Genomic DNA, 23,688 nt, shown 5'->3' on the forward strand with positions numbered 1-23,688 from the left:
GCCTAATGTCGGGCGTGGATCAGGACTCGTGGTTGCCGGGCCGGCTGGCGGACGCCGCGGCGTCCCTGTTGCTCGGCGCAGTCTGCCCGGGATGCGAACGACCGTCGGCACGGCTGTGCCTGGCATGCCGCGCCGAGCTGGACGCTCTGGTCGCGGAGACCGTCGACGTCCGTGGATCGACGGTGCCGGTGGCCGCGGCCGGACGCCACGAGGGACTGCTGCGGGCGCTGGTGATCGCCTACAAGGAACGCCAGGCCTGGTGGCTGCGCGACGTCCTGGGAGCCCTGCTGGCTGAGGCTGTCGCACGCGCCCTTCTCGACACCGGCGGTGGGCGTGAGGTGGTGCTGGTGCCCGTCCCGTCGCTCCCGGCATCGGTGCGTGCCCGCGGCCTCGATGTGACGCGCGCGCTGGCGGTGACGGCGGCACGACGGCTCTCGGCGTCGGGTTTGCCCGCGCGGGTCGAATCCGGATTGCGGCACGCGCGCACGGTGGACGACCAGGCTGAACTGGGGGAGTCCGCCCGCTGGAGGAACCTCAGCGGCGCCCTCGTCGCCAAGCCCGGACGCCCGGGGCTTCGTGTGGTCGTCGACGACCTGACCACGACCGGCGCCAGTCTGGCCGAGGCCTGCCGGGCCCTGGCGGCGGCCTCGCTTTCCGCGTCCGCGTGCGCGGTGATCGCCGCGACACCACGCCGTGACGGCCGCCGAGCGGGTTGAGACGCCAGCGCACGCAGATGCCGGCCGGACGGGGAAGTCCCGTCCGGCCGGCATCTCTGTGGGTGAGCGGCAGATCAAGCGAACCGATCAGATGGCGGCCACGCCGACCTCGCCGGTGCGGACCCGCACCACGGTGTCGACCGGGGTGACCCAGACCTTGCCGTCCCCGACCTCACCGGTGCGGGCGGCGGAGGCGATGATCGACAGGATCGGTTCGGCCTCGGAGTCCTCGCAGAGGATCTCCAGCTTCACCTTGAGAATGAAGTCGATCATGAAGGTTTCGCCGCGGTAGACCTCTTTGTGGCCGCGCTGGCGGGCGTAGCCGGTGGCCTCGGAGACGGTCATTCCCTTGACCCCGTACTTCACCAGGGCCCGCTGGACGTCCTCAAGGCTGTCGGGCTGGATGATGGCGGTGACGAGCTTCACTTGGAGCCCTCCTTGGCGAGTTCGGTCTCGGGCAGGTCGCTGGCGTCCAGCAGCAGCGTGCGGCGCACGCCCGCACCACCGAGCGCGGAGTAGTAGACAGCGGACAGGTCGTAGCCGACCTCGGAGTGCTCGGAGAGGTCAACGCCGGACAGCTCGTCCTTCTTGCTGACCCGGAAGCCGATGGTCTTGTGGATCGCGAAACCGATGATGTAGGTCGCCACGAACGAGTAGACCAGGACGACCGCCGCGCCGAGGAACTGGGCCCACAGCTGGTCGGGGCCGCCGCCGTAGAGCAGGCCCGCAACGCCGGCCGGCGAGGACGGGTCGGCCAGGAAGCCGATCGCCAGCGTGCCGACCAGGCCACCGACCAGGTGGACGCCGACCACGTCGAGCGAGTCGTCATAGCCGAGGGCGTTCTTGAGGCCGACCGCGTAAGCGCAGGCCACGCCGGCGAGGATGCCGATCACGAGGGCGCCGAGCGGGCTGACCGAACCGGCCGCCGGAGTGATGCCGACCAGGCCGGCGACGATGCCCGAGGCGGCACCCAGCGAGGTCGGGTGACCGTCACGGAAGCGTTCCACGACGAGCCAGGCGCACATGGCTGCAGCGGTGGCGGCGAGGGTGTTGACCCACGCGACGGCGGCGGTCGTGTTGGCGCCCAGCGCCGAGCCCGCGTTGAAGCCGAACCAGCCGAACCACAGCAGGGCCGCGCCCAGCATGACCAGCGTCATGTTGTGGGGCCGCATCGGGCGGACGCCGAACTCCACGCGCTTGCCGATCACCAGCGCCAGGGCCAGGGCCGCAGCGCCGGCGTTGATATGGATCGCCGTACCGCCGGCAAAGTCGATCGCGCCGATCGTGTTGGCGATGAAGCCTCCGAACTCGGCCGTCGCGCCATCGAACGCGAAGACCCAGTGGGCGGCGGGGAAGTAGACCAGGGTGGCCCACAGGACGGTGAACAGCACCCAGCCGCCGAAGGTGGCCCGGTCTGCGATGGCGCCGGACACCAGCGCCACCGCGATGATGGCGAAGCACGCCTGGAACCCGACGAAGGCCAGCGTCGGAATGGTGCCGACCACGGCGTCCTCGCTCATCAGGCCGGCCAGGCCCGCGAACTGCAGCGGGTCGCCCACCAGGCCGCCGACGCTGTTGCCGAACGCCATCGAATAGCCGTACAGCACCCAGAGCACGCCGACGGTGCCCATCGTCACGAAGCTCATCATGAGCATGTTGAGGACGCCCTTGGCGCGGACCATGCCCCCATAGAAGAACGCCAGACCCGGGGTCATCAGCAGCACGAGCGCCGCGCTGATGAGCACCCAGGCGGTGTCGCCTGCACTGATTTCATAGATCATGCTGACAACGATCCGCCGCGCGTGTTTCGTCGTGGTGTTGCCCGTGTTCCGGGTTGGTTACCTGCCGTTACAGGCTTGTTGCGGCCCTGTTCTTCCCGCCGTCACGGACGCCTGCCGGGCGCGTCCGGCGAGAAGTTGCGCCCCAACGCGTGATTTGCGCGCCCTAGCGCGCTAGGTTGTCGATATGGCACTCCAGCCAGTTCCCCGGCTTCGCCGGTGACCTGGGTGCGGGTGCCTTTTCGTTCCCGAACAAGGAGGTTGACATGGACGTCATCGTCACCGGCCGTCGCTGCACGATCACGGATGAGTTCCGCGAGAAGGTCACTGATCGACTTCAGGGCATCGAGCGGTTCCGAGATCGGGTCCAGCGGGTGGAGGTCCAGGTCTCCGCCCACTCGCACAAGCAGCCCGACCAGGCGACCCGCGTCGAGATCACCCTGATCGGCAAGGGGCCGGTGGTGCGTTCCGAGGCGTCCGCCGACGACAAGGGGATGGCCTTCGACCACGCGCTCGACAAGATGAAGTCGCAGTTGCGCCGCGCGGCGGACCGCCGCAAGGTGCACCGTGGCCTCCGCGTCGCCGACACGATCGCCGCCGCCCCGGTCGAGGTTCCGCCGCCCGCCGAGGACGCCCCCCCGGTGCGCCGGATCGCGGGCCTGGAGGTGACCGGCGACGGGCCGCTCGTCGTCCGCGAAAAGATCTTCCCCGCGACGCCGCTCACGCTGGCGCAGGCGCTGGACGAGATGGAGTTGGTCGGCCACGACTTCTTCCTCTACGTCGACGCTGAGACCGGCGCGCCGAGCGTGGTGTACCGGCGCAAGGCCTACGACTACGGCGTGATCCACCTCGACGTGACCCAGTAGTCCTGCGTGACTGAGATACACCGCGGCCGGGCATCGGGAGGCTCCTGATGCCCGGCCGCCTCACGTTGCGGCAGGCGCGCCGGATCGCGCTGGCCGCCCAGGGGTTCGGACGCCGCAAGCCGGCCTCGGTCGGCCCACGGCAGCTGCAGGCCGAGATCGACCGCCTCGCCCAGTTCCAGATCGACTCGGTCAACGTCGCCGTGCGCGCCCACCTGATGCCGGCCTTCGCGCGGCTCGGCGACTACGACACCGCGCTGCTCACCCGGGCCTGGCAGCGGACGCCGCGGCGTGTGTTCGAGTACTGGGGGCACGCGGCCAGCCTGGTCGACGTCACGCTCCATCCGGCGCTGCGCTGGCGGATGCGCCGCTACGCCGAACGGCCCTGGCCGGGCGTGCAGCGCGCGCTCCAGGAGCGGCCGGGCTACGTCGGCGAGATCCTGGCCGAGGTGGCGGCCCATGGCCCGGTGACGGCGCGGCAGATCGCCGACGATGCCGAGCGGGCCCGCGATCATTGGGGCTGGAACTGGTCGGACGCCAAGCATGTTCTGGAGCACCTGTTCTCGACCGGTGCGGTGGCGATCGCCGGGCGGACGGCGTCCTTCGAGCGCCTCTACGACCTTCCCGAGCGGGTGCTGCCGCCGGCGGTGCTGGCCGCCGAGGAGCTGAGCGAACCGGACGCCTACGATGTGCTCATCGCCCGGGCGGCGCGGGCGCTCGGGGTGGCTGACCTGGGTGCGCTGACCGACTACTTCTACCTGCGCCGCGCGGACGCGCGCGCCAGCGTGCGCCGCTTGACGCAGGCCGGGCTGCTGGAACCCGTCGAGGTGGCGGGCGTGGCCGGGGAGCACTGGCTGTGGCATCAGGCGCGGACGCCGCGGGCGCTGCACGCGCAGGCACTGGTCAGCCCGTTCGACTCGATGGTGTTCCAGCGCGAGCGCCTGGAGGGCTTGTTCGCCACGCACTACCGGATCGAGATCTATACCCCCGCCGCTCAGCGCCGGCACGGCTACTACGTGTACCTGTTCTGGCACGGTGAGGCGCCGGCCGCCCGTGTCGACCTGAAGGCGGACCGCGCAGCCGGCGTCCTGATCGTGCAGGCGTCCTGGCTGGAGGAGGGTGCGGACGCCGTGGTGACCGCCGCGGCGCTGGCCTCGGAACTGCACGCGATGGCCATCTGGCTCGGGCTGAACCAGGTTGTCGTCGTCCCACGCGGCGATCTGGCGGCGGCTCTGGCGCACCACTGCTGAACCCCGACCGCTACGATGGACGACGGTGCCGGTCCCGGCATCGTCACGCGGATGAGGAAGCGCGAGTCAAGTGGGCCTGTTCGACAAGCTGATGCACCTGGGAGAGGGGCGCCAGATCAAGCGCCTCGAGGCGATCGCCAAGCAGGTGAACCTGATCGAGGACGACTTCAAGGCGATGGATGACGCCGAGTTGCGCTCCCAGACCGCGGCGTTCAAGGAGCGCCTCGCCAACGGCGAGGATCTCGACCGGCTGCTGCCCGAGGCGTTCGCGACCGTCCGCGAGGCGTCCGTGCGCGTGCTCGGCAAGCGGCACTACGACGTCCAGCTGATGGGCGGCGCCGCCTTGCACCTGTGCAATATCGCCGAGATGAAAACCGGTGAAGGCAAGACGCTGGTCGCGACGCTGCCCAGCTACCTCAACGCGCTCACCGGCAAGGGCGTCCACGTGGTCACGGTCAACGACTACCTGGCCAAGTACCAGTCCGAGCAGATGGGCCGCATCCACCACTTCCTCGGCCTGGAGACCGGCGTCATCCTGCAGCAGATGACTCCCGCCGAGCGCCGGGTCGCGTACGCGGCTGACATCACCTACGGCACCAACAACGAGTTCGGCTTCGACTATCTGCGCGACAATATGGCGTTGTCGCTGGCCGATTGCGTGCAGCGCGGCCACCACTACGCGATCGTGGACGAGGTCGACTCGATCCTCATCGACGAGGCGCGCACCCCGCTGATCATCTCCGGCCCGGCCGAAGACAACCACCGCTGGTACCCGGTCTTCGCGCGGATGGTGAAGCGGATGGTCCGCGACAGCCACTACGAGGTCGACGAGAAGAAGAAGACCATCTCGGTGTCGGAGTCCGGCATCGCGCTGGTCGAGGATTCCCTCGGCATCGAGAACCTGTACGAGTCGGCGAACACGCCGCTGATCAGCTACCTCAACAACGCGATCCGTGCCAAGGAGCTGTTCAAACGCGACAAGGACTACATGGTCACCGGCGACGGCGAGGTCGTCATCGTCGACGAGTTCACCGGCCGCACTCTGGTCGGGCGCCGCTACTCCGAGGGCCTGCACCAGGCGCTGGAGGCGAAGGAGGGCGTCCAGATCAAGGAGGAGTTCCAGACCCTGGCGACCATCACGCTGCAGAACTACTTCCGCATGTACGACAAGCTCGCGGGCATGACCGGTACGGCCAAGACCGAGGAGAGCGAATTCCAGAAGATCTACGGCCTGGGTGTGCTGCCGATCGCCACCAACAAGCCGATGATCCGCGTCGATCAGCCCGACCTGATCTACCGCACCGAAGAGGCGAAGTTCGATGCCGTCGTCGCCGACGTGGTCGAACGACACGCCCAGGGCCAGCCGGTGCTGCTGGGCACGGCGTCCGTCGCGAAGTCGGAGATCCTGAGCAAGCAGCTGGTGCGCGCCGGTGTGCCGCATGAGGTGCTGAACGCGAAGAACCATGCGCGCGAGGCCGCGATCATTGCGCTGGCCGGCCGCAAGGGTGCGGTGACGGTCGCCACCAACATGGCCGGCCGCGGTACCGACATCATCTTGGGCGGCAACCCCGAGTTCATCACCGACGCGCAGCTGCGCGAACAGGGACTCGACCCGTCGACCACGCCGGATGAGTACGAGGCGGCGTGGGCCAAGCTGTACCCCGAGATCGAGGCGCAGACCAGCGCCGAGCACGACGCGGTCGTCGAGGTCGGCGGCCTGTACGTGGTCGGCTCCGAGCGGCACGAGTCGCGGCGTATCGACAACCAGCTGCGCGGGCGTTCCGGCCGTCAGGGGGATCCGGGCGAGTCGCGGTTCTACCTGTCGCTGCAGGACGACCTGATGCGCCTGTTCAAGGCCGAGCTGATCGAGCGCGTCCTGCTGGTGCTGAACGTGCCCGACGACGTGCCGATCGAGAACAAGCAGGTCACCAACTCGGTGGCCAGCGCTCAGGAGCAGGTCGAGTCGCAGAATTTCGAGATGCGCAAGAACGTCCTGAAGTACGACGACGTGATGAACCGGCAGCGGCACACCATCTACGGCGACCGCCGCCGGGTGCTCGAGGGGGCCGACGTCGACGGCCAGTTGCGCGACGCCACCGCCAAGGTGGTCGAGCAGGTCGTTCGCCAGCACACCGAGGGCTTCGCCGAGGACTGGGATCTGGACGCGCTGTGGGATCAGCTCAAGACGCTGTACCCGGTCGGTCTCGACATTGAGGACTACGCCGACGCCTCGTCGACCGCCGATGAATTGGTCGCCGACTTCGTCGAGGACGCCGAGCGCGCCTACGACGCCCGCGAGGAGGCCCTCGGTCCCGAGGTGATGCGCGAACTGGAGCGCCGGGTCGTGCTGACCGTGCTCGACCGCAAGTGGCGCGAGCACCTCTACGAGATGGACTACCTGCGCGAGGGCATCGGCCTGCGCGCCATGGCGCAGCGCGACCCGCTGGTCGAGTACCAGCGCGAGGGCGGCGACATGTTCAACGCGATGATGGACGCCTTCTTGGAGGAGTCGATCGGGTTCGTGTTCAACCTTGAGGTGCAGACCGAGCAGGCGCCGCAGGTCGGTGTGGTGACCGACGACGCGGGCGCTCCGGTCGACGTGGCAGCCCGGGCACGGCACCTGACCTATACAGGCCCGGACGCCGACGGCGGTGTGGACACCCATGGCGATCCCGACGACGAGGACGCCGAGGAGGCCGCGCCCCGACGGGCCATCCCGCCGGAGTCGAACCGCAAGCAGCGCCGCTCGAACAAGAAGAAGCGCGGCTGAGACTCCGCTTGACCAGCGGCGCAGGCCCGTGCGGATCATGTCCGCGCGGGCCTGCGCGCGTCCGGGCCCAGCGCCGCCTCGGCCGACGCCACCACCCAGCGGTGCCCCTGCCGTTCGATGCGCAATGCGACCGCGCCCCGGCGAGGCCCGGCCAGGGTGAAGGACGCCTCCACCGCCGCCGGGTGTGGGCACTGGACCCGCATGCTGGCCAACTGCGCTCCCGCCGCCGCGCGGGAGCGGACCAGATGATCGAGCAGGTGCGCCACCCGGGGCAGCAGCGCCGGGCGGATCTGCGCGACGGGACGGTTGCCGCCCAGCACCTCGGCCAGCGCCCGGATGATCGCGTGGGCGGCGCGGGCGGCGTCCGGGATCACATCGTCGTCGACCAGCTCGGGAACGTGATCGGGAGCCGCGGGAAGGGCGGGCTGGATGGCCAGCCACGGATCCTCCTCGGCATCGGCGCTCCACCCGATCAGGGCCGGGCGGGTGCATGGGGCGGGTAGCGTCGCCACCGGCGTGGCGCAGGCCGGTGCAGGCGCGGGCAACAACAGCAGGGCAGGCATACCGCCACCGTGCCGGACGCCCGCGCGTCGGCGCCAGCAACCCGCAACTCGCCTGTGGATAACCCCTGCTCGCGCGCGGGTGGGGCGTCGGGCAACGGGGCCTGCGTGGAAAACGTGCCATGCTGGGAGGCATGCTCGTCTTCGTCCCCCTGTCTCCCGCCGAGCTCGCCGACTGGGCGAGCAGCGGCGTCCGTGACGTGACCGGCTTCGCCGCGACGCCCTCGTTCCTGGAGGCGTTCGAGCTTCCGTCGTCCGATACCGAGGACGCCGACCTGACCCTGCTGGAGGTGGCCGGCATCGCCGGGCTGCTGGCGCACGGCGTCCGGCTCGTCGCGGTGTGCGCGGCGGACGCGGTGGGCACCGAACCGGCCGAGTTCGGTGCTGTGACGGCCGGGCGGGTGCGCTGGCGCAGCGTCGAGAGCCTGTTCGCCGACGACTCCGACGGTGCCGGGCTGGCCGCCGCCGCGCGTGAGGCGCTCGGTGAGGCCGACCTCGATCAGGCCTGGGACGCCGACGCGATCACCGCGCTGCTGCGCAACACCGAGCTGTTGTGGCACGGTTCCGCTGAATGGGAACGCCTGACACACTAGGCGGCATGCCCAGAAGCCTGTGGAAAGGGGCCGTGTCGTTCGGCCTGGTCACGATCCCGGTGAAGCTGTACAGCGCCACCGAGGAGAAGGACGTCACGTTCCGCCAGGTGCACGCCGCCGACGGCGGCCGCATCAAGATGAAGCGGACCTGCGAGGTCTGCGGCCAGGTCGTCGCCTACGCCGATGTGGCGAAGGGCTTCGAGACCGACGACGGCCGGATGGTGGTGCTGGAGGCGTCCGACTTCGAGGGACTGCCGCTGCCGAGCGCCAAGCAGGTCGAGATCGTCCAGTTCGTCGACGCCTCCGAGATCGACCCGACCGCCTGGAACAAGGCCTACTTCCTGGAAGCCGACGGGCCCGGCGTCAAACCGTACGTGCTGCTGCGCGAGGCGCTCGCCGAGGCCGGCAAGGTGGCCGTGGTGAAGGTGGCGCTGCGCTCGCGGGAGTCGCTCGCGCTGGTGCGCGCCCACGGCGATCTGCTGATGCTGCACACGCTGCTGTGGCCCGACGAACTGCGCGACGGCTCCTTCGCCGCCCCACCGGGCGAGGTGAAGATCGCCCAGGGCGAGGTGGCGATGGCCACCTCCTTCATCGAGCAGCTCACCGCGCCGTACGATCCCGCGGAGTTCACCGACTCCTACCGCGAGGCGCTGCAGCAGGTCGTCGAGGCGAAGCTCGCCGACGCCCCGCTGGCCGCAGCACCGCAGGGCGAGGGCGAGACCGCCGAGGTGGTCGATCTGGTGGCCGCGCTGCGCGCGTCGGTGGAGGCGGCGAAGAAGCGCCGCGAGGCCGCCGCGCGGGGAGATTCGACGAAAGCGGGCTAATCCCCTTGTCGCAGGCCCGGATGCCGGTAGCGTGGAACCCCGGCCTCGAAAGGGTGATGCTCGGTGACCGCACCGCTCGTCGTCCAGAATCCCGATCCGTCCGTCCTCGTGGCTGAGCAGGTCGCACTCGATGTCGGCGTCGATATCGAGCACGGCCTCAGCGCCGCCGATGCCGCCGCGCGGCTGGAACGCTACGGCAGCAACGAGTTGCGTTCCGTCGAGGGCGAGCCCGCCTGGCGCCGGTTCCTGCGCCAGTTCGCCGATCCGCTGGTCTACCTGCTGCTGGTCGCCATCGTGATCTCGGTGGCCGCCTGGGTGCTGGAGGGCGCCCACTCGGTGCCGGTGGACGCCGTGGTGATCTTGGTGATCGTGCTCGCCAACGCGGTGATCGGTTTCGTCCAGGAGAACAAGGCAGCGGACGCCGTCGCTGCCCTCGCCGACATGACCGCCTCGCACGCCACCGTGCTGCGCGACGGACGCCTGACCGACGTCGCCTCCTCCGAGATCGTGCCCGGCGATGTGCTGGTGCTGGCCGAAGGGGACGCCGTCGGTGCGGACGCCCGCCTGGTCAGCGCGGCGTCCCTGCGCGTGCAGGAGGCGTCGCTGACCGGTGAATCGGAGGCCGTCGCCAAGAACCCGGCGACCCTGGCCGCCGAGGCCCAACTGGGCGACCGGACCAATATGGTTTTCAAAGGCACCGCCGTCGCCCGCGGCGTCGGGCGGGCCGTGGTGACCGGCACCGGGATGAACACCGAGGTCGGCAAGATCGCCACCCTGCTCGATGAGACCGAACGCGACCCGTCGCCGTTGCAGGTGGAGATCGCGAAGATCTCGCGAGCGCTGGGCATTCTGGTGATCCTGATCGCGATCGGCGTGATGGCGGTCGTGGCCGTCGTCAACGGGGTGGATTCGGCTCAGGAGGGCGTCGAGATCCTACTGATGGGCGTCTCGCTCGCCGTCGCCGCCGTGCCGGAGGGGCTGCCCGCGATCCTGTCGCTGGTGCTGGCGATCGGTGTGCAGGCGATGGCCCGGCGCAACGCGGTGATGAAGAACCTGGAGTCGGTGGAAACCCTCGGCTCGGTGTCGGTGATCTGCTCCGACAAGACCGGCACGCTGACCAAGAACGAGATGACGCTGCGCGAGATCGTCACCGCGTCCGGGCGCGTCGAGGTGTCGGGCACCGGCTATGAGCCGGTCGGCCGGGTGCGGGTGGTGGACGGCGACGGGCCGGTGGTGCTGGCGGAGGCCCGCCTGGTGCTGACCGCCGGATCGGCGGCCAGCAATGCGCAATTGCACCGGGTCGGGGAGCAGTGGCAGATCCAGGGCGACCCTACCGAGGCCGCGTTCCTGGTGGCCGCGCCCAAACTGGACGGCGTCGTCACCGCGGTCGGCGAACTCGACCGGCGCGGCGAGGCGCCGTTCGATTCGGAACGCAAGATGATGTCGGTGCTCGCCGCACCGGCCGGCGGTGAGGTGCTGGTCTTGGCCAAGGGTGCGCCGGATGTGCTGCTGGAGCGCTGCGTCGCCGAGCAGATCGGTGACGCGTCCTCGCCGCTCACCCAGGCGCGCCGCGAGGAGTGGGAGCGCGTCGTGGTCGAGCTCAGTGAGCAGGGCTACCGGACCCTCGGCGTCGCCTGGCGGGCGGCGCGTCCGGACGATCGGGAGGAGTTCGACCAGAGCGCCGAACGCGACCTGATCTTCGTGGGTATCGTCGGCATCATCGACCCGCCGCGCCAGGAGGCCGCCGAGGCGATCGCGGACGCCCACCGCGCCGGCATCAAGACCGTGATGATCACCGGCGACCACCCGGTGACCGCCGCGCGGATCGCGTCCGACCTCGGCATCATCGAAGACGGCGACGACACCCACGCCGTGACCGGCCACGAACTGGAGTCGATGGACGACCGGCAGTTGTCCGAGGTGGTGCGCCAGACCCGGGTGTTCGCCCGGGTGTCGCCCGAGCACAAGCTGCGCATCGTGGACGCGCTGCAGGCCAACCGGCTGATCGTCGCGATGACCGGCGACGGCGTCAACGACGCGCCCGCGCTGAAATCGGCCGACATCGGCATCGCGATGGGGATCACCGGCACCGAGGTGACCAAAGAGGCCGGGGAGATGATCCTCGGCGACGACAACTATGCGACCATCGTCGCGGCCGTCCAGCGCGGCCGGGTGATCTTCGACAACATCAAGAAGTTCATCCGCTACCTGCTCAGCTCGAACATGGGCGAGGTGGCCACCGTCTTCTTCGGCGTGGTGCTCGCCGGCGTGATCGGGCTTTCTGACCCGGCTGATCCTGGGGCCGCGGTGGTGCCGTTGCTCGCCACCCAGATCCTGTGGATCAATCTGGTCACCGACTCCGGTCCCGCGCTGGCGATGGGCGTCGACCCGCAGATCGACGACGTGATGGCCCGCAAACCCCGTGGCACGGACGAGCGGATCATCGACCGGCACATGTGGAGCCGGATCATTGGCATCGGCCTGGTGATGGGGGTGCTCAGCCTGATCGTCTACGACCTCACCCTGCCCGGCGGACTGCTCAGTGGCATGGAGCACCTGGCACCGGTCGATCAGCAGTTAGAGGTGGGCCGCACCACCATGTTCACCGCCCTGGTGTTCATGCAGATGTTCAACGCCCTGAACAGCCGCTCCGACCTGGCCAGCGCCTTCGACCACCTGTTCACCAACCGCTGGCTATGGATCTCGCTGGCCGCCGCCACGATCGCGCAAGTGCTCGTGGTGAACGTCCCGGCGCTCCAGCACGCCTTCGGCACCACCTCGATCACCCCCGCGCACTGGGCCCTCGCCATCGGCGCCGGCGTCGCGGTACTGGTCTTCGAGGAGATCATGAAACTGGCCCGCCGCGCCCGCGCCTGACCCAAGACGATCGTCCTATCCGCTAAGGACCAAGATTTAGTCGTTCTGAAGGCTGGCGTTTCCGCCTGAGCCGGTGTTGGCTAAGAAGTTGTCGTTATGGGCTCGATCCTTGGCCTGATAACGACAACTTCTCAGCCCGAGCGGGGTCTGGCGCTGATCAACGCCCTGAAAACGACAACATCTTGGCCCAACCCTGCGGAACCTCGGCGAGGCTACCGGGTCAGACAGATCCGGGCCTGGGAGCCGATCAGATCCAGGGATTCCTCGACCACCTGTTCACCAACCGCTGGCGATGGACCTCGCTGGCCGGGTGGCGATGCCGACGAGGCCTGCCACCACCCAGAGGCCGCCGGCCAACCAGCCACCCAGCATCAGGAATCCGCCGGGCCACATCGCCCCGATCATCAGCCCCGCGCCGAGCGTGGCGACGATGGCGTCAAGGTACGGACGCCGTGTGCCGAAGAGGAGCGCGACCAGCAGCACGGCCGCCGTCATGGCCCAGGAGAGCGGTTTCATCGGCCCGAAGGTTCCGCCGAGTGAGGCGCCCGTGACGAGGATCGCCGGGAGGGCGATAGCCGCAGCGCCCACGGTGCGCCAGATGTGGGCCCAGAGGCCTCCTCCCCCGCGGCGGATCCAGCCGGGCACGATCATTGCTGCCCACAACAGCAGAGCCAGCGGTAGTGTGAACAGTCCGTCCATGAATTCACCGAGCAGCGAGAACATGGTGATGAGAACGGCAGCGACCCAACCTGCGGCATGACGCCACCGCCCAGGGAGCATCAGCGGGAGCAGCGTGAACGCGGCGGGGATGAGCGGGAGCAGCCCGCTGGCAATGCCCAGCGTGCTGAGGAGGCGGTACTCCAGCCCTGTGTTGGTTGCGATTCCCGAATGCATCGGCACCGCCAGTCGGACCATCAGCACCGCCGTGACCACCGCCAGGCCGAGGGCAGCCCAGTGCAGCATCCGCTGCGCGCGCTCAGCCGCATCACGTCCGGCGGCCTGTCCTGCGGCGGCGCCGAGTTCTTCGCGGGCGTTGCGCGCAACGGCCTCGGGCGTGCCGAGCGCGGCGAGGATGGAATCTACGGCGCGGCCGTCCTCGAGGGCATCGGCGATATGACTACGGACGCCGTCGACTATCGCCTCCCGCGCGGCGGGACGAAGCCCCGCCAGAGCCGCCTCTAGGTCCGTCAGGTACTTGTCGACGGCGATCATGATTCCTCCTCGAGTAGTGCGCCGACCTGTGGCGCAAGCGCCGACCAGACGTCGGCGAAGGTGCGCAGCTGTGCGCGTCCGTGGTCGGTGATGGCGTAGTAGCGACGAGGGCGGCCCGAGTCCGCGGACTCCCAGCGCGTGTCGACGCTGCCCGCCTCACGCATGCGCGCCAGTAGCGGATAAAGGCTGCCTTCGCTCGCGGTGAGGCCGCGCGCGACCAACTCGTCGGCGAGTTGGAGACCGTACCTGTCGCCCCGGGACACGAGCGCGAGGACGCAGTACTCCAGCACTCCCTTGCGGATGTTCGTGGCGATCCGCTCGGCGTCGATGACCACGCCTCGAAGTTATCGTGTATAGCAAGACTTGTAAAACAAGACTAACCTGCGCGCCTCCGGGAGAGGGGGTACTCGTAAAGGGTCGGTGGCTGGTTGCCGATGCCGATGGCCTGGGGGCGTGCGCGCTGATCAGCGCGTCAACCACACCCGGGCCTGGGAGCCGATCACATCCAGTGATTCCTCGATCATCGGGGCGGCGGCGCGTTCGACCGAGGGACCCACGAAGGGCACCGACACGGTGAACTCGCCGTCCCAGTCCAGCGAACTGCCCGACGCCGTCGGCGCCAGCCGCACGGTTCCGCCCAGCGAGGCCGGGGCGCCTTTGATGTCGATGGTGACGTTGCCGGTGCGTGCACCGTCAGCCTCGCGCGGCCCCCAGGTGATGGTCTGGGTGAAGGTCAGCTCGGTGCCGATGAACGCGCGCACGGCGGCGGGGGAGTCGACGGTGGCCTCGACCGCGGTCCGGGTGGCGGACGCGAGGGCGTGAATGTTCCGCGCCCCGGAGGCCCGCGCGGCCTGGCTGAGGAACGCCTCGTTGGTCAGCATGGTGAAGGCGGCGTCCGGATCGGCGGGCAGTTCGTGGCGGCTGGTCAGATGCATGCCCCTTGCCTAGCGCGCCGACCGCGCGCAGGGCAAGACGGCAGGGAGCATTCCGCGCGGATCAGGGCTAGGATTGAATGATCCGTGTGATGCAAAGGAGCACACTCTTCATGGAGACCGGCAGCCCCCGCGGGCGCAAGAAGATCATTCCCCTCGTTTCCAAGCTGGCAGATTTCGCGGACGGAGAGCTGTTCGCGGCGGAGTATTTACGGTACGAGCCGGCGGACGGCCCGGACGAGGATCCGGAGACCACCGCCCGCGTCATGGAGGCCCATCTCGAGGTGGGACGCCGGCGGATGACGGGTGAAGAGCTCGTCCGGGTGAGCACGCCCCGCCCGGAGACGGACGGGTGGGGAGCCGGCGGTTCGACGCTGGTGCAGATCGTCACCGACGACCGTCCGTTCATCGTCGCGACGTGCACGATGATCCTCGCCGATGAGGGCTGGACGATCCGTGGGCTGCGGCATCCGATCCTGTCGGTTCGCCGCGATGCCGACGGCGTCCTGACGGCGATGGCCGAGCACGAGCTGGGCTCGATTGAGGAGTCCTGGGTCAGCATCGCGGCCTATCCTCCGCTGGGGAGTGCGGCGTCCGAGGTGGGCCCGAAGCTCCGTGCGGCGCTGCTGGCGGCGTTGGAGGCCTCCCGGGCCGCTCACGAAGACCTGCCCGACATGCTCGGCCGGGTGGCCACCGTGCGTGGCCAGCTGGTGTTCGGGTCGCCCGGTTTCGAGGTCGAGGAGGTGCGCGAAGTCGCCGACCTGCTCGGCTGGCTGGCTGAGGAGCGTTTCGAGTTCTTCGGCTACCGCGCCTATCGGGCCGACGGCGATACGTTCGTGCCCGTCGAGGGCAGCGGGCTGGGGATCCTGCGCGAGCCCTCACCGGGTGAATTCCATGCGCGGCGACCGGGCAGCGATGATCGCGAATTGATCGTGGTCACGCGGGATTCGCGCCGCTCGATGATCTTCCGCTCCGCCTTCCTCGACTACATCGGGGTGCGCACCTTCGGCCCCGACGGCCGGATCAGCGGCGAGCACCGCTTCCTCGGCCTGTTCGCGCCGCGCGCGTTCACCGAGCCGCTGTCGCGGATCCCATGGCTGCGCGAACGAGTACGCAAGGTGTCGTCGATGATCGGCCTGGGCACCTCGGGCTACTCGGCGCAGACCGCGCTGCGCACCTTGGAGAGCTTGCCGCACGACCTGCTGTTCCAGACCGATCCGGTCGAGCTCGCTGCCGACATCGCGTCGATGGTCGGGGTCGAGGAGAGCCGGCGGACGCGGCTATTCGTCCGTCCTGGGCGCTATGGACGCTTCTGGACCTGCCTGCTGCTACTCCCGCGCGACCGGTACCGCACCGACGTGCGCGAGCGTGTGCAGGAACTGCTGTTGCGCCGCCTGGGCGGCAGCTCGGTCGAGTTCCAGGCGTCCGTTACCGAATCGCCGCTGGCCCGGCTGATCTTCCTGGTCAAGTGGGAGAAGGGCAAGCTCGACGGCGCACCCGACCTGAAGGCGCTGGAGTCCGCGGTCGCCACCGCGACCCGCAGCTGGATCGACGACTTCAACGACGCCGCGGCCGAGCTGCCCGCCGAGGCGCGCGGCGTCGAGTTCGGCGAGGCCTACGAGGCCGCGCACACCGCCAAGCAGGCGGTCTCCGACCTCAGGTTGGCCAACGAGTTGGCCACGGACGCCGACCTGCGGTTCGCGCTGTACAAGCCGGATGATCGCGAGGATTCCTCGGATCTGCGCTTCAAGGTGATCACCCGGGGCGCGATGACGGTGTCGCGGGTGCTACCGCACCTGGATTCTTTCGGCCTGCAGGTGATCGACGAGCGTCCCTATCTGTGGGATCTGCGCGGTACGCCGGTGTGGCTGTATGACTTCGGGTTCAAGCTGCCCGAGGGGCAGACGCTGGCCGACTGGACCCTGGCCGACCGCACCCGGTTCAGCCGGGCCTTCGAGGCGTCCTACACCGGCCGTTGCCACCCCGGCGCGCTGAACCGTCTGGTGATGCGCGCGGGCCTGACCTGGCAGCAGGTCACCTGGCTGCGCGGCATGGCCCGCTACCTGCAGCAGGCGGGCATTCCGTACAGCCAGCCGTATGTCGCGGCCGCGCTGAACGCCAACCCGGTCATCGCCGGAGCGCTCGTGTCGGCGTTCGAGACCCGCTTCGACCCGGCGCGCGAAGGGTCGGCCGACGACCGGCGCGAGGGATGCGAGGACGAGATCGCCGAGATCCTGGATGCGCTGGACGCCATCGAGAGCCTCGACCAGGACCGCATCCTGCGCATGTTCGTCGCGGTGCTGCGCGCCATCCAGCGCACCAATGCGTTCGCCGACGACCAGCCCGCGCTCGCCTTCAAGATCGCCCCGGCCCAGCTCGACCTGCTGCCCGAGCCGCGCCCGGCGCACGAGATCTTCGTCTACAGCCCCCGCGTCCAGGGGGTTCACATGCGCTACGGCGCCGTCGCCCGCGGCGGATTGCGCTGGTCGGACCGGCGCGAAGATTTCCGCACCGAGGTGCTCGGCCTGGTCAAGGCGCAGATGGTGAAGAACACCGTCATCGTGCCGGTGGGCGCCAAGGGCGGCTTCGTCCCGCAGAACCTGCCCGACCCGCGCGTCGATCGTGGCGCCTGGATGGCCGAGGGGATCGCCTGCTACAAGATCTTCATCGCCTCCCTGCTCAGCCTCACCGACAACCTGGTCGACGGCGTGGTGGTACCGCCGCCGGACGTGGTGCGCCACGATGGCGACGACACCTACCTGGTGGTGGCCGCCGACAAGGGCACCGCGTCCTTCTCCGACATCGCCAACGCGATCTCGGTCGAACGCGGGTTCTGGCTCGGGGACGCCTTCGCTTCGGGCGGCTCGGTCGGCTACGACCACAAAGGCATGGGCATCACCGCCCGCGGCGCCTGGGAGTCGGTCAAGCGGCACTTCTACGAGCTTGGCGTCGACTGCCAGAACGAGGACTTCACTTGCGTCGGCATCGGCGATATGAGCGGCGACGTGTTCGGCAACGGCATGCTGCTCAGCCCGCACACCCGGCTGGTGGGCGCCTTCAACCACCTGCACATCTTCCTCGATCCCGACCCGGACGCCGCGGCGTCCCTGGCCGAGCGGCAACGCCTGTTCGACCTGCCCCGTTCGACGTGGGCCGACTACGACCCGCACCTGATCAGCGAGGGCGGCGGGGTATACCCGCGCACCGCGAAGGCGATCCACATCACCCCGCAGGTGCGTGCCCGGCTGGGCATTCCCGAGCACGTCACCGCGCTCACCCCCACCGAGATGATCCGGGCCATGCTGACCGCGCCGGTCGACCTGCTGTGGAACGGCGGCATCGGGACGTACGTGAAGGCGTCCACCGAAACCCATGCCGAAGTGGGCGACAAGGCCAACGACGGGCTGCGCGTGGACGGCCGCGACGTGCGCGCGCGGGTCGCCGGTGAGGGCGGCAACCTGGGCTGGACCCAGGCCGGGCGCATCGAATACGCCTGCGGTGGCGGACGGATCAACACCGACTTCATCGACAATTCCGCCGGGGTGGACACCTCCGACCACGAGGTGAACATCAAGGTGCTGCTGTCGGGCGACGTCGCGTCCGGACGCCTCGGCGCCGAGGACCGGGCCGCGCTGCTGGCGTCCATGACCGACGAGGTCGCCGGACTGGTGCTGGTGCACAACGTCGACCAGAACCTCGCCCTGTCGATCGAGCAGGCGCAACGCCAGCCGCTCACCTCGGCCTATGAGGTGTGGATGCGGCAGTTGGAGGACGCCGGCGCGCTCAGCCGCGAACTGGAAGGCCTGCCCACCCGCGAGCAGATGCAGCACCGGATCGCGGCGGGGGAGCGGCTCACCCGGCCCGAGCTGGCCTCCTTGCTGGCCTGGACCAAGATCTACCTGGAGCAGATCGTCACCGCGTCCTCGCTGCCCGACGACGCCTACCTGGCCGACCGGCTGGTCACCTACTTCCCGCGCGCACTGCGGGAACGGTACGCCGACGCGATGGCCACCCACCCGCTGAAGCGGGAGATCGTCACCATGGTCACCGTCAACCGGTTCGTGAACTCGCAAGGGATCACCGCCTACAGCCGGCTCGCCAGCGAGACCTCCTCGGATGTCAACGAGGTGATCCGGGCCCAGCTGGCGGCGCGCACCATCTTCCAGGTGGCCCGCCACGAGCTCGCTTTGCCCGGCATGGGGTTGGCGTCACGGCACGAGCTGCGTGCCCGCGTCCGGCTGCAGCAGCTGATCGAACGGGCCGCGCGCTGGCTGTTGCACAATCGGCGCGGCGTGCTCGACATCAAGGGTGAGGCGGCGGCGTTCACCGAGCCGGTCGCCCAGGTGCTGGAACGGTTCGATGACGTCGCCACCCCGCACCAGCGTCAGCAGATCGATGCCGACTACGGTGAACTCCGTTCAGCTGGCGTGGCGGAAGACTTGGCACACCTGGCCGCGCGCTCGCGATGGGCACACCAAGCGCTGGGCATCGTGGACATCACCCTGCGGAGCGGGCGTTCGCTCGAATTGGTGCAGGCCGTCTACCAGACGATCATTCTGCGTCTGGGGCTTGACCGGGTCAACGAGCGAGTCATCGAGCTCGACCGTTCCGACCGGTGGGACACGATGGCACGCGCCGCCCTGCGCGACGACGTGCAGAACCTGCAATCGGGCCTGACCCGCGCGGCCTTGGACGCCTCACCCGAGTCGTCCGATCCCGTCGCGGTGGTGGACGCCTGGGTGGACGCGGTGGGTGGCATCGACCGCGAAGCGGCCGAGTTGGCGGAGATCACCTCCGAGGAATCCACCTTGGCCCGCATGTCCGTGGCCTTGCGCACCATCAGGACGCTGCTGGTGTGACCTGGACGCTCGCTGGTCGGGGTCAGTGAGTTTGCTGAGTTCGGCAATGCGGGGTGACTCGCTCGGATGGTTTCGGACGAGTCACCCCGCTGCGAGGTCGAGTACCCCGCGTAGTCGTGCCCCTGTTTGCGCGACGGTCGTGTTGCTACCTTGCGCCATGGCCAAGACCGTATTCATCGACTTCGACGGCACGCTCGCCTATCACGCTGTCGTTCCCGCCGCCCACCTCGAGGCGGTGCGCCAAGCGAGGCAGGCGGGTCATCGCGTCTTCCTCTGCACCGGACGCCCCAAGGTCCTGATCCCGGATCGCTTCCGGACCGACCACTTCGACGGGATGATCTGCGCCTCCGGCGCGTACGTCGAGGTCGACGGAGATGTGCTCACCGACGTCCGCTTCCCGGCGGAACTCGCCGCCACGACCGCGTCGGTCCTGATGGAGCACGATGCGACCTTCATTCTGGAAGCGCCGGACCGGATCTACACCACGCCCGCTGCCCTGGAACGGTTGCGCAGCCTGTACGACCTGATGAAAGCCACCGGCGTCGAGAACCTGCGCGTGGATCCGCTGCCCGAAAGCCTCGGCCACTGCTCGTTCGCCGTCGCCGCCGTGATGGCCTCACCCGTGGCATTGACCGACATCGCCGACCTGCTCGGTCCCGAGATCGCCGCGGTCTCCCTCGCTGTCTTCGGCGGCGGGGGTTACAGCGGCGACCTGCATCTGTCGGACGTCGACAAGGCGATCGGGATGGCGGCCATCGAGAAGCACCTCGGACTCGACCGCGCCGACTTCATCGGCATCGGCGACGACGTGAACGACCTGGCGATGCTCAACTACGCCGCCACCTCGGTGGTCGTCGAAGGCGGGCCCGAGGAGGTGCTGGCGACGGCCCACCACATCATTCCCGGTCCTGCGAGCGACGGTCTCGTGCACGCCTTCACGGAACTCGGCCTGACCTAGGGACTCTGCTGGGGACGGGCGTCCTCAGGTCTGGTAGCGTCTTTGAACTGATGGCTAGAAGCGTTTTCATTGACTTTGACGGAACTTTCTCGGCGCGCGGACAGGTTCCGCCCGCCCACGTGGACGCGGTGCGCCAGGCTCGACGAGCCGGACACCGCGTCTTCCTCTGCACCGGGCGTCCGCGGGCGCTGATGCCGCCGTTCTTCCTGGACTGCTTCTTCGACGGAATTGTCTGCGCGGCGGGCGGGTACGTCGAGATCGATGGCGAGGTGCTCGCGGATGTCCGCTATCCGCTTGAGCTGGCGCGGAAGACCGCCTCGCTGCTGATCGAGAACGATGCGACCTTCACCTTGGAGGCGCCGGACGCTCTGTCCACCACCCCCGCCTCGAAGGAGCGGCTGAGCGGCTTCTTCGAGCACGTGCACAGCGACGGGATCGTGGACCTTGTGGTGACCGAGGTGAACACGAGCGAGGACGTCGGTCCGTTCAGCAAGGCGACGGTGATGCACTCTCCGATCGAGGTGGCCACTCTGGTGGAGCAGCTCGGCCCGGACATCGGCGTGGTTCCCAACTCCGTCATGGGCGGGAGCGTCTACGGCGGCGAGCTGTACCTGAAGGGCATCACCAAAGCGTCCGGCATCGCGATCGTGGAGAAGCACCTCGGTCTCGACCGTGCCGACATCATCGGCATCGGCGACGGCATGAACGACCTGGAGATGATCGACTACGCAGGCATCGGCGTCGCCGTCGAAGGAGCACCGGACGACGTGCTGGCCGTCGCCCAATACGTCATTCCGGGACCGTCCTCGAACGGCATCGCGCAGGGCTTCGCCGAGTTGGGTCTGATCTAGTTCATCGATCCGGATGGTGCCCCGGGACTGATGATCGCTCACGCGCACGATGTGAACCGTTGCGCACGGAATTTCGTAGGCAACGGTTCACCTCGTAGGCAACGGTGAGGACATGGGGTGCGCAGGCCGGTCCCGCGCACCGGGACTTGGCGGGTCCAACTGGTTCGTCACGGACGATGTCCGTGTCATCAATGCAAAATCGTGGTGCGTCTACTCGCCACGTCTCCACATTGACGGCGCTTCTGCGGCCACAGCATGGTGCTTCCTGGCACCTGATGTTTTCATCCCGCAGTCACAGTTCCGGCCCGCGGTTGGACGCCGCCGGGCTGTCAGAGCGCTCCAACTCCGCCAGCAACGCGCGCAACTCGGCGCGGACGAAGTCGCGGGTGGGGAAGCTGTTGATCCGCATGCGCAGCGATGCGATCTCGCGGGCGAGAAAGTCCATGTCGGCGCGTGTTTGGGCGGCGGTCTCCCGGTCACGCGTGAGTCCGACCCGGTCGCGTGCCTCCTGACGGTTCTGGGCCAGCAGGATCAGCGGTGCCGCATACGACGCCTGGATCGACAGGATCAACGTCAGTAACTGAAACGGGAAATCGTCATGGAAGAAACCGGGTGCCACGGTGTTGACGATGATCCAGCCGGCGACGAACAGCGACATCCAGACCAGAAACTGGGCTGTGCCCATGAACCGCGCGGACGCCTCCGCGAACGAGCCGAACGCGTCGTCGGAGACCTTGAGCCTGGGCCACCACGACGACCGCCGTCCTGGAGTGTTCAGCGAGCCGACCGGTCGTGTCTTCATGGCGCCTCCCTCCGGGGCCGGGCATGACGCCCGAGCCTAACACCGGGATCCTGACGTCGTCCGAACGCTCGCAGGGGCCAAGTCGGTCACCCACAGGCCGCCGGTCGAGGCGCCCCCGGCGTCCCGGTGAGAACGCACCCCGGGCGGCCAGATCGGCCATGCGGGCCGTCGCCGGGTATCGTTCGTTGTCGCAGCATGGATGCAACCATGTTGGCCCGACATCACTCCACCAGAACGGACGCGCCGATGCCTGAGCAATGGAAGCCCGCTGTGCGGTTCGTGATCGAGTTGACCGTGATGTTGCTGGCTGCGTCGGTGCTGTCCTACCTGATCGCCGTGATCCGGCCGGTCGTGGGGCTCGATGCGATCCCGCCCGGCACCGACGAGGTCACCGGGTTCCTCTGGATCGCCGCGATCGGGATCGCGATCTGGCGATGGGTGCGTGGCCGGGCGCAGGAATGACCCGGCCTCACCGCCGCAGGCACTCCCGGGCTTCGGAGACGAGCCAGCCGGCGTCCGAATGCCCGACGCGGACGGTGAGTGACCCGGATTCGAGCACCTGGAACGAGTCCGCCTGATCGCGGACCACCCACGAGGCGTCCGGTGTTCGGGCCAGTCCCTTCGCGTCCACGAAACCATCGGCGGCCTCGATCGCGCTCGCGGCTCCCGGCGCGCCCTCCACATAGTCGACCGCGATGCCGCGCGTCTCGGCGCAGGGGGCCGACTCGGACGGACGAGGGCCGGCCACGCTCGAACAGGACGTCAACACGCCCGCGAGGACGGCGACGGCGGCGAGGCCTACCCAGGTCGTTGCGGCGTCCGCTTTCATGGACTACTCCTGTCGCAGGGGGTTGCCCCCGAGCGTAGCGCGATGGCGTTTACTGGGGGTGTGCGCATTGATCTTCACACCCATTCGCTCGTCTCCGATGGAACCGACGCCCCGGCTCAGCTTGTCCGCAATGCGGCGTCCGCGGGGCTGGATGTGATCGCGCTCACCGATCACGACACCTTCGACGGGATCGATGAGGCGAAGGCCGCTGCGCAGGCCTCCGGCATCGGCCTGCTGGCTGGTCTGGAGTTCTCCACGCAGCGCGCGGGAGCGTCGGTGCACCTGCTCGCCTACGGATGCGATCCCTCCGAGCCGGCGCTGCGGGACGAACTCGCGAAGGTGCGCGAGGGCCGCAACGGACGCGTTCCCGGCATGGTGGCCCGGCTCACCGAACTCGGCATGCCGATCACGATCGAGGACGTGTTCGCCCAAGCCGGGGGCAGTTCGCTCGGACGCCCGCACATCGCCGACGCGCTGGTGGCGAAGGGGTACCTGCCCAGCCGGGATGCCGCCTTTCGCGACTGGCTGTACGAGGGCGGCCCGGCCTACGTCGACCGCTATTGCACCGAGCTGACCCGGGCGATCGCGCTGGTCCGCCAGGCGTACGGGGTGGCGGTGCTGGCTCATCCGTGGGCCCGCGGACGCCGCGACGACCTGCCCGAGGAGTTCCTCGCCGACCTCGTCGCGCACGGACTCGACGGCATCGAGGTCGATCATCCCGACCATGACGCCGACACTCGCGAAGCCTTGCGCGGTATCGCCGGGCGTCTCGGGCTGCTGGCGACCGGATCCAGCGACCATCACGGGCTGGGCAAGGTCAATAATCCGCTCGGCGCGTGCCTCACCGATCCCGAGGTGTATGCCGAGATCGTCCGGCGTATCCATGCGCGCGGTGGGTGCGCGTGACGAGCGCTAAACTACGCAACGTGAACAAGGGTTGGTGGTGGCCGCGACGACGGCCTTGATGCACGAACCCGATGACGGCCGTCCCTGCGGGCGGCCGTTTCGCATGCC

The 23,688-nt window shown here is 68.9% G+C and carries 20 protein-coding genes; 12 read left to right on the forward strand and 8 right to left on the reverse strand.

Going from position 1 to position 23,688, the window contains the following annotated elements; translation table 11 throughout:
- Positions 1–14 precede the first annotated feature (14 nt).
- Positions 15–716, forward strand: a complete 702-nt coding sequence (locus QM708_RS15755; protein WP_415110701.1) for a ComF family protein — start codon at positions 15–17, stop codon at positions 714–716.
- 87 nt (positions 717–803) lie between these two features.
- Here the strand turns inward: QM708_RS15755 and QM708_RS15760 are convergent, their stop codons facing one another.
- Together QM708_RS15760 and QM708_RS15765 are read right to left on the reverse strand one after the other, a co-directional pair.
- Entirely contained in the window at positions 804–1,142 is a 339-nt protein-coding gene (locus QM708_RS15760; protein ID WP_415110703.1) for a P-II family nitrogen regulator, read from the reverse strand.
- Positions 1,139–2,497 (reverse strand): ammonium transporter, encoded by a 1,359-nt coding sequence (locus QM708_RS15765; RefSeq protein WP_415110706.1) that lies wholly within the window; start codon positions 2,495–2,497, stop codon positions 1,139–1,141. Before QM708_RS15765 ends, QM708_RS15760 begins: the two co-directional genes overlap by 4 nt.
- A gap of 263 nt (positions 2,498–2,760) precedes the next feature.
- On the opposite strand from QM708_RS15765, the gene hpf reads away from it, so the two are divergent.
- The 3 genes from hpf (at position 2,761) to secA (ending at position 7,377) form a co-directional block, all read left to right on the forward strand.
- Positions 2,761–3,360: a ribosome hibernation-promoting factor, HPF/YfiA family gene (gene hpf, locus QM708_RS15770; protein WP_415110709.1), complete on the forward strand. Its 600-nt coding sequence runs from the start codon at positions 2,761–2,763 to the stop codon at positions 3,358–3,360.
- Between the two features lie 47 nt (positions 3,361–3,407).
- Positions 3,408–4,607: a winged helix-turn-helix domain-containing protein gene (locus QM708_RS15775; RefSeq protein ID WP_415110711.1), complete on the forward strand. Its 1,200-nt coding sequence runs from the start codon at positions 3,408–3,410 to the stop codon at positions 4,605–4,607.
- A 91-nt stretch (positions 4,608–4,698) separates the two neighbouring features.
- Positions 4,699–7,377 carry a preprotein translocase subunit SecA gene (gene secA / locus QM708_RS15780; protein WP_415111485.1) on the forward strand — a complete coding sequence of 893 codons (2,679 nt, stop codon included), beginning with the start codon at positions 4,699–4,701 and terminating at the stop codon, positions 7,375–7,377.
- Between the two features lie 35 nt (positions 7,378–7,412).
- Here the strand turns inward: secA and QM708_RS15785 are convergent, their stop codons facing one another.
- Positions 7,413–7,940, reverse strand: coding sequence for an Rv3235 family protein (locus tag QM708_RS15785; RefSeq protein WP_415110714.1), 528 nt, complete (start codon positions 7,938–7,940; stop codon positions 7,413–7,415).
- A gap of 131 nt (positions 7,941–8,071) precedes the next feature.
- Between QM708_RS15785 and QM708_RS15790 the strand changes: the two genes are divergently transcribed.
- The 3 genes from QM708_RS15790 to QM708_RS15800 all read left to right on the forward strand — a co-directional run bounded on the left by QM708_RS15790 (position 8,072) and on the right by QM708_RS15800 (position 12,231).
- Positions 8,072–8,530 carry a DUF6912 family protein gene (locus tag QM708_RS15790; protein WP_415110717.1) on the forward strand — a complete coding sequence of 153 codons (459 nt, stop codon included), beginning with the start codon at positions 8,072–8,074 and terminating at the stop codon, positions 8,528–8,530.
- A 5-nt stretch (positions 8,531–8,535) separates the two neighbouring features.
- Positions 8,536–9,354: a Ku protein gene (locus tag QM708_RS15795; RefSeq protein WP_415110720.1), complete on the forward strand. Its 819-nt coding sequence runs from the start codon at positions 8,536–8,538 to the stop codon at positions 9,352–9,354.
- 63 nt (positions 9,355–9,417) lie between these two features.
- Positions 9,418–12,231: a cation-translocating P-type ATPase gene (locus QM708_RS15800; protein ID WP_415110723.1), complete on the forward strand. Its 2,814-nt coding sequence runs from the start codon at positions 9,418–9,420 to the stop codon at positions 12,229–12,231.
- 276 nt (positions 12,232–12,507) lie between these two features.
- Here the strand turns inward: QM708_RS15800 and QM708_RS15805 are convergent, their stop codons facing one another.
- The 3 genes from QM708_RS15805 to QM708_RS15815 form a co-directional block, all read right to left on the reverse strand.
- Positions 12,508–13,443: an HAAS signaling domain-containing protein gene (locus QM708_RS15805; RefSeq protein ID WP_415110725.1), complete on the reverse strand. Its 936-nt coding sequence runs from the start codon at positions 13,441–13,443 to the stop codon at positions 12,508–12,510.
- Positions 13,440–13,778 (reverse strand): PadR family transcriptional regulator, encoded by a 339-nt coding sequence (locus tag QM708_RS15810; protein WP_415110727.1) that lies wholly within the window; start codon positions 13,776–13,778, stop codon positions 13,440–13,442. Before QM708_RS15810 ends, QM708_RS15805 begins: the two co-directional genes overlap by 4 nt.
- Before the next feature lie 129 nt (positions 13,779–13,907).
- The gene (locus tag QM708_RS15815; RefSeq protein ID WP_415110730.1) at positions 13,908–14,378 is read right to left on the reverse strand and encodes a DUF2505 domain-containing protein; all 471 of its coding nucleotides are present in this window, start codon (positions 14,376–14,378) and stop codon (positions 13,908–13,910) included.
- Positions 14,379–14,488: 110 nt separating this feature from the next.
- Between QM708_RS15815 and QM708_RS15820 the strand changes: the two genes are divergently transcribed.
- From QM708_RS15820 to QM708_RS15830, 3 genes are all read left to right on the forward strand, one after another.
- A complete protein-coding gene (locus QM708_RS15820) occupies positions 14,489–19,234 on the forward strand; it encodes an NAD-glutamate dehydrogenase (protein WP_415110732.1) in 4,746 nt (1,581 codons plus the stop codon).
- A 157-nt stretch (positions 19,235–19,391) separates the two neighbouring features.
- Positions 19,392–20,192, forward strand: coding sequence for an HAD-IIB family hydrolase (locus QM708_RS15825; protein WP_415110735.1), 801 nt, complete (start codon positions 19,392–19,394; stop codon positions 20,190–20,192).
- Between the two features lie 50 nt (positions 20,193–20,242).
- The gene (locus QM708_RS15830; protein ID WP_415110738.1) at positions 20,243–21,043 is read left to right on the forward strand and encodes an HAD hydrolase family protein; all 801 of its coding nucleotides are present in this window, start codon (positions 20,243–20,245) and stop codon (positions 21,041–21,043) included.
- 292 nt (positions 21,044–21,335) lie between these two features.
- Here the strand turns inward: QM708_RS15830 and QM708_RS15835 are convergent, their stop codons facing one another.
- Complete coding sequence (locus QM708_RS15835; RefSeq protein ID WP_415110741.1) at positions 21,336–21,845, reverse strand: DUF1003 domain-containing protein; 510 nt, start codon at positions 21,843–21,845, stop codon at positions 21,336–21,338.
- Between the two features lie 246 nt (positions 21,846–22,091).
- On the opposite strand from QM708_RS15835, the gene QM708_RS15840 reads away from it, so the two are divergent.
- Complete coding sequence (locus QM708_RS15840) at positions 22,092–22,307, forward strand: hypothetical protein (RefSeq protein WP_415110744.1); 216 nt, start codon at positions 22,092–22,094, stop codon at positions 22,305–22,307.
- 7 nt (positions 22,308–22,314) lie between these two features.
- Here QM708_RS15840 and QM708_RS15845 read toward each other — a convergent pair whose 3' ends face one another.
- Entirely contained in the window at positions 22,315–22,674 is a 360-nt protein-coding gene (locus QM708_RS15845) for a hypothetical protein (protein ID WP_415110747.1), read from the reverse strand.
- Positions 22,675–22,734: 60 nt separating this feature from the next.
- Between QM708_RS15845 and QM708_RS15850 the strand changes: the two genes are divergently transcribed.
- Positions 22,735–23,580 (forward strand): PHP domain-containing protein, encoded by an 846-nt coding sequence (locus tag QM708_RS15850; protein ID WP_415110750.1) that lies wholly within the window; start codon positions 22,735–22,737, stop codon positions 23,578–23,580.
- The last annotated feature ends 108 nt before the right edge of the window (positions 23,581–23,688 follow it).

This window comes from Propioniciclava sp., from assembly GCF_047602245.1.
Classification (GTDB): domain Bacteria; phylum Actinomycetota; class Actinomycetes; order Propionibacteriales; family Propionibacteriaceae; genus Propioniciclava.

Excerpts from the sequence above, each read along its gene's own strand:
- QM708_RS15785 (WP_415110714.1), bottom strand. The coding sequence starts at position 7,940 with ATGCCTGCCCTGCTGTTGTTGCCCGCGCCTGCACCGGCCTGCGCCACG.
- QM708_RS15765 (WP_415110706.1), bottom strand. The coding sequence starts at position 2,497 with ATGATCTATGAAATCAGTGCAGGCGACACCGCCTGGGTGCTCATCAGC.
- hpf (WP_415110709.1), top strand. The coding sequence starts at position 2,761 with ATGGACGTCATCGTCACCGGCCGTCGCTGCACGATCACGGATGAGTTC.
- QM708_RS15815 (WP_415110730.1), bottom strand. The coding sequence starts at position 14,378 with ATGCATCTGACCAGCCGCCACGAACTGCCCGCCGATCCGGACGCCGCC.
- QM708_RS15805 (WP_415110725.1), bottom strand. The coding sequence starts at position 13,443 with ATGATCGCCGTCGACAAGTACCTGACGGACCTAGAGGCGGCTCTGGCG.
- secA (WP_415111485.1), top strand. The coding sequence starts at position 4,699 with ATGCACCTGGGAGAGGGGCGCCAGATCAAGCGCCTCGAGGCGATCGCC.
- QM708_RS15845 (WP_415110747.1), bottom strand. The coding sequence starts at position 22,674 with ATGAAAGCGGACGCCGCAACGACCTGGGTAGGCCTCGCCGCCGTCGCC.
- QM708_RS15790 (WP_415110717.1), top strand. The coding sequence starts at position 8,072 with ATGCTCGTCTTCGTCCCCCTGTCTCCCGCCGAGCTCGCCGACTGGGCG.
- QM708_RS15775 (WP_415110711.1), top strand. The coding sequence starts at position 3,408 with ATGCCCGGCCGCCTCACGTTGCGGCAGGCGCGCCGGATCGCGCTGGCC.
- QM708_RS15830 (WP_415110738.1), top strand. The coding sequence starts at position 20,243 with ATGGCTAGAAGCGTTTTCATTGACTTTGACGGAACTTTCTCGGCGCGC.
- QM708_RS15795 (WP_415110720.1), top strand. The coding sequence starts at position 8,536 with ATGCCCAGAAGCCTGTGGAAAGGGGCCGTGTCGTTCGGCCTGGTCACG.
- QM708_RS15820 (WP_415110732.1), top strand. The coding sequence starts at position 14,489 with ATGGAGACCGGCAGCCCCCGCGGGCGCAAGAAGATCATTCCCCTCGTT.
- QM708_RS15825 (WP_415110735.1), top strand. The coding sequence starts at position 19,392 with ATGGCCAAGACCGTATTCATCGACTTCGACGGCACGCTCGCCTATCAC.
- QM708_RS15835 (WP_415110741.1), bottom strand. The coding sequence starts at position 21,845 with ATGAAGACACGACCGGTCGGCTCGCTGAACACTCCAGGACGGCGGTCG.
- QM708_RS15840 (WP_415110744.1), top strand. The coding sequence starts at position 22,092 with ATGCCTGAGCAATGGAAGCCCGCTGTGCGGTTCGTGATCGAGTTGACC.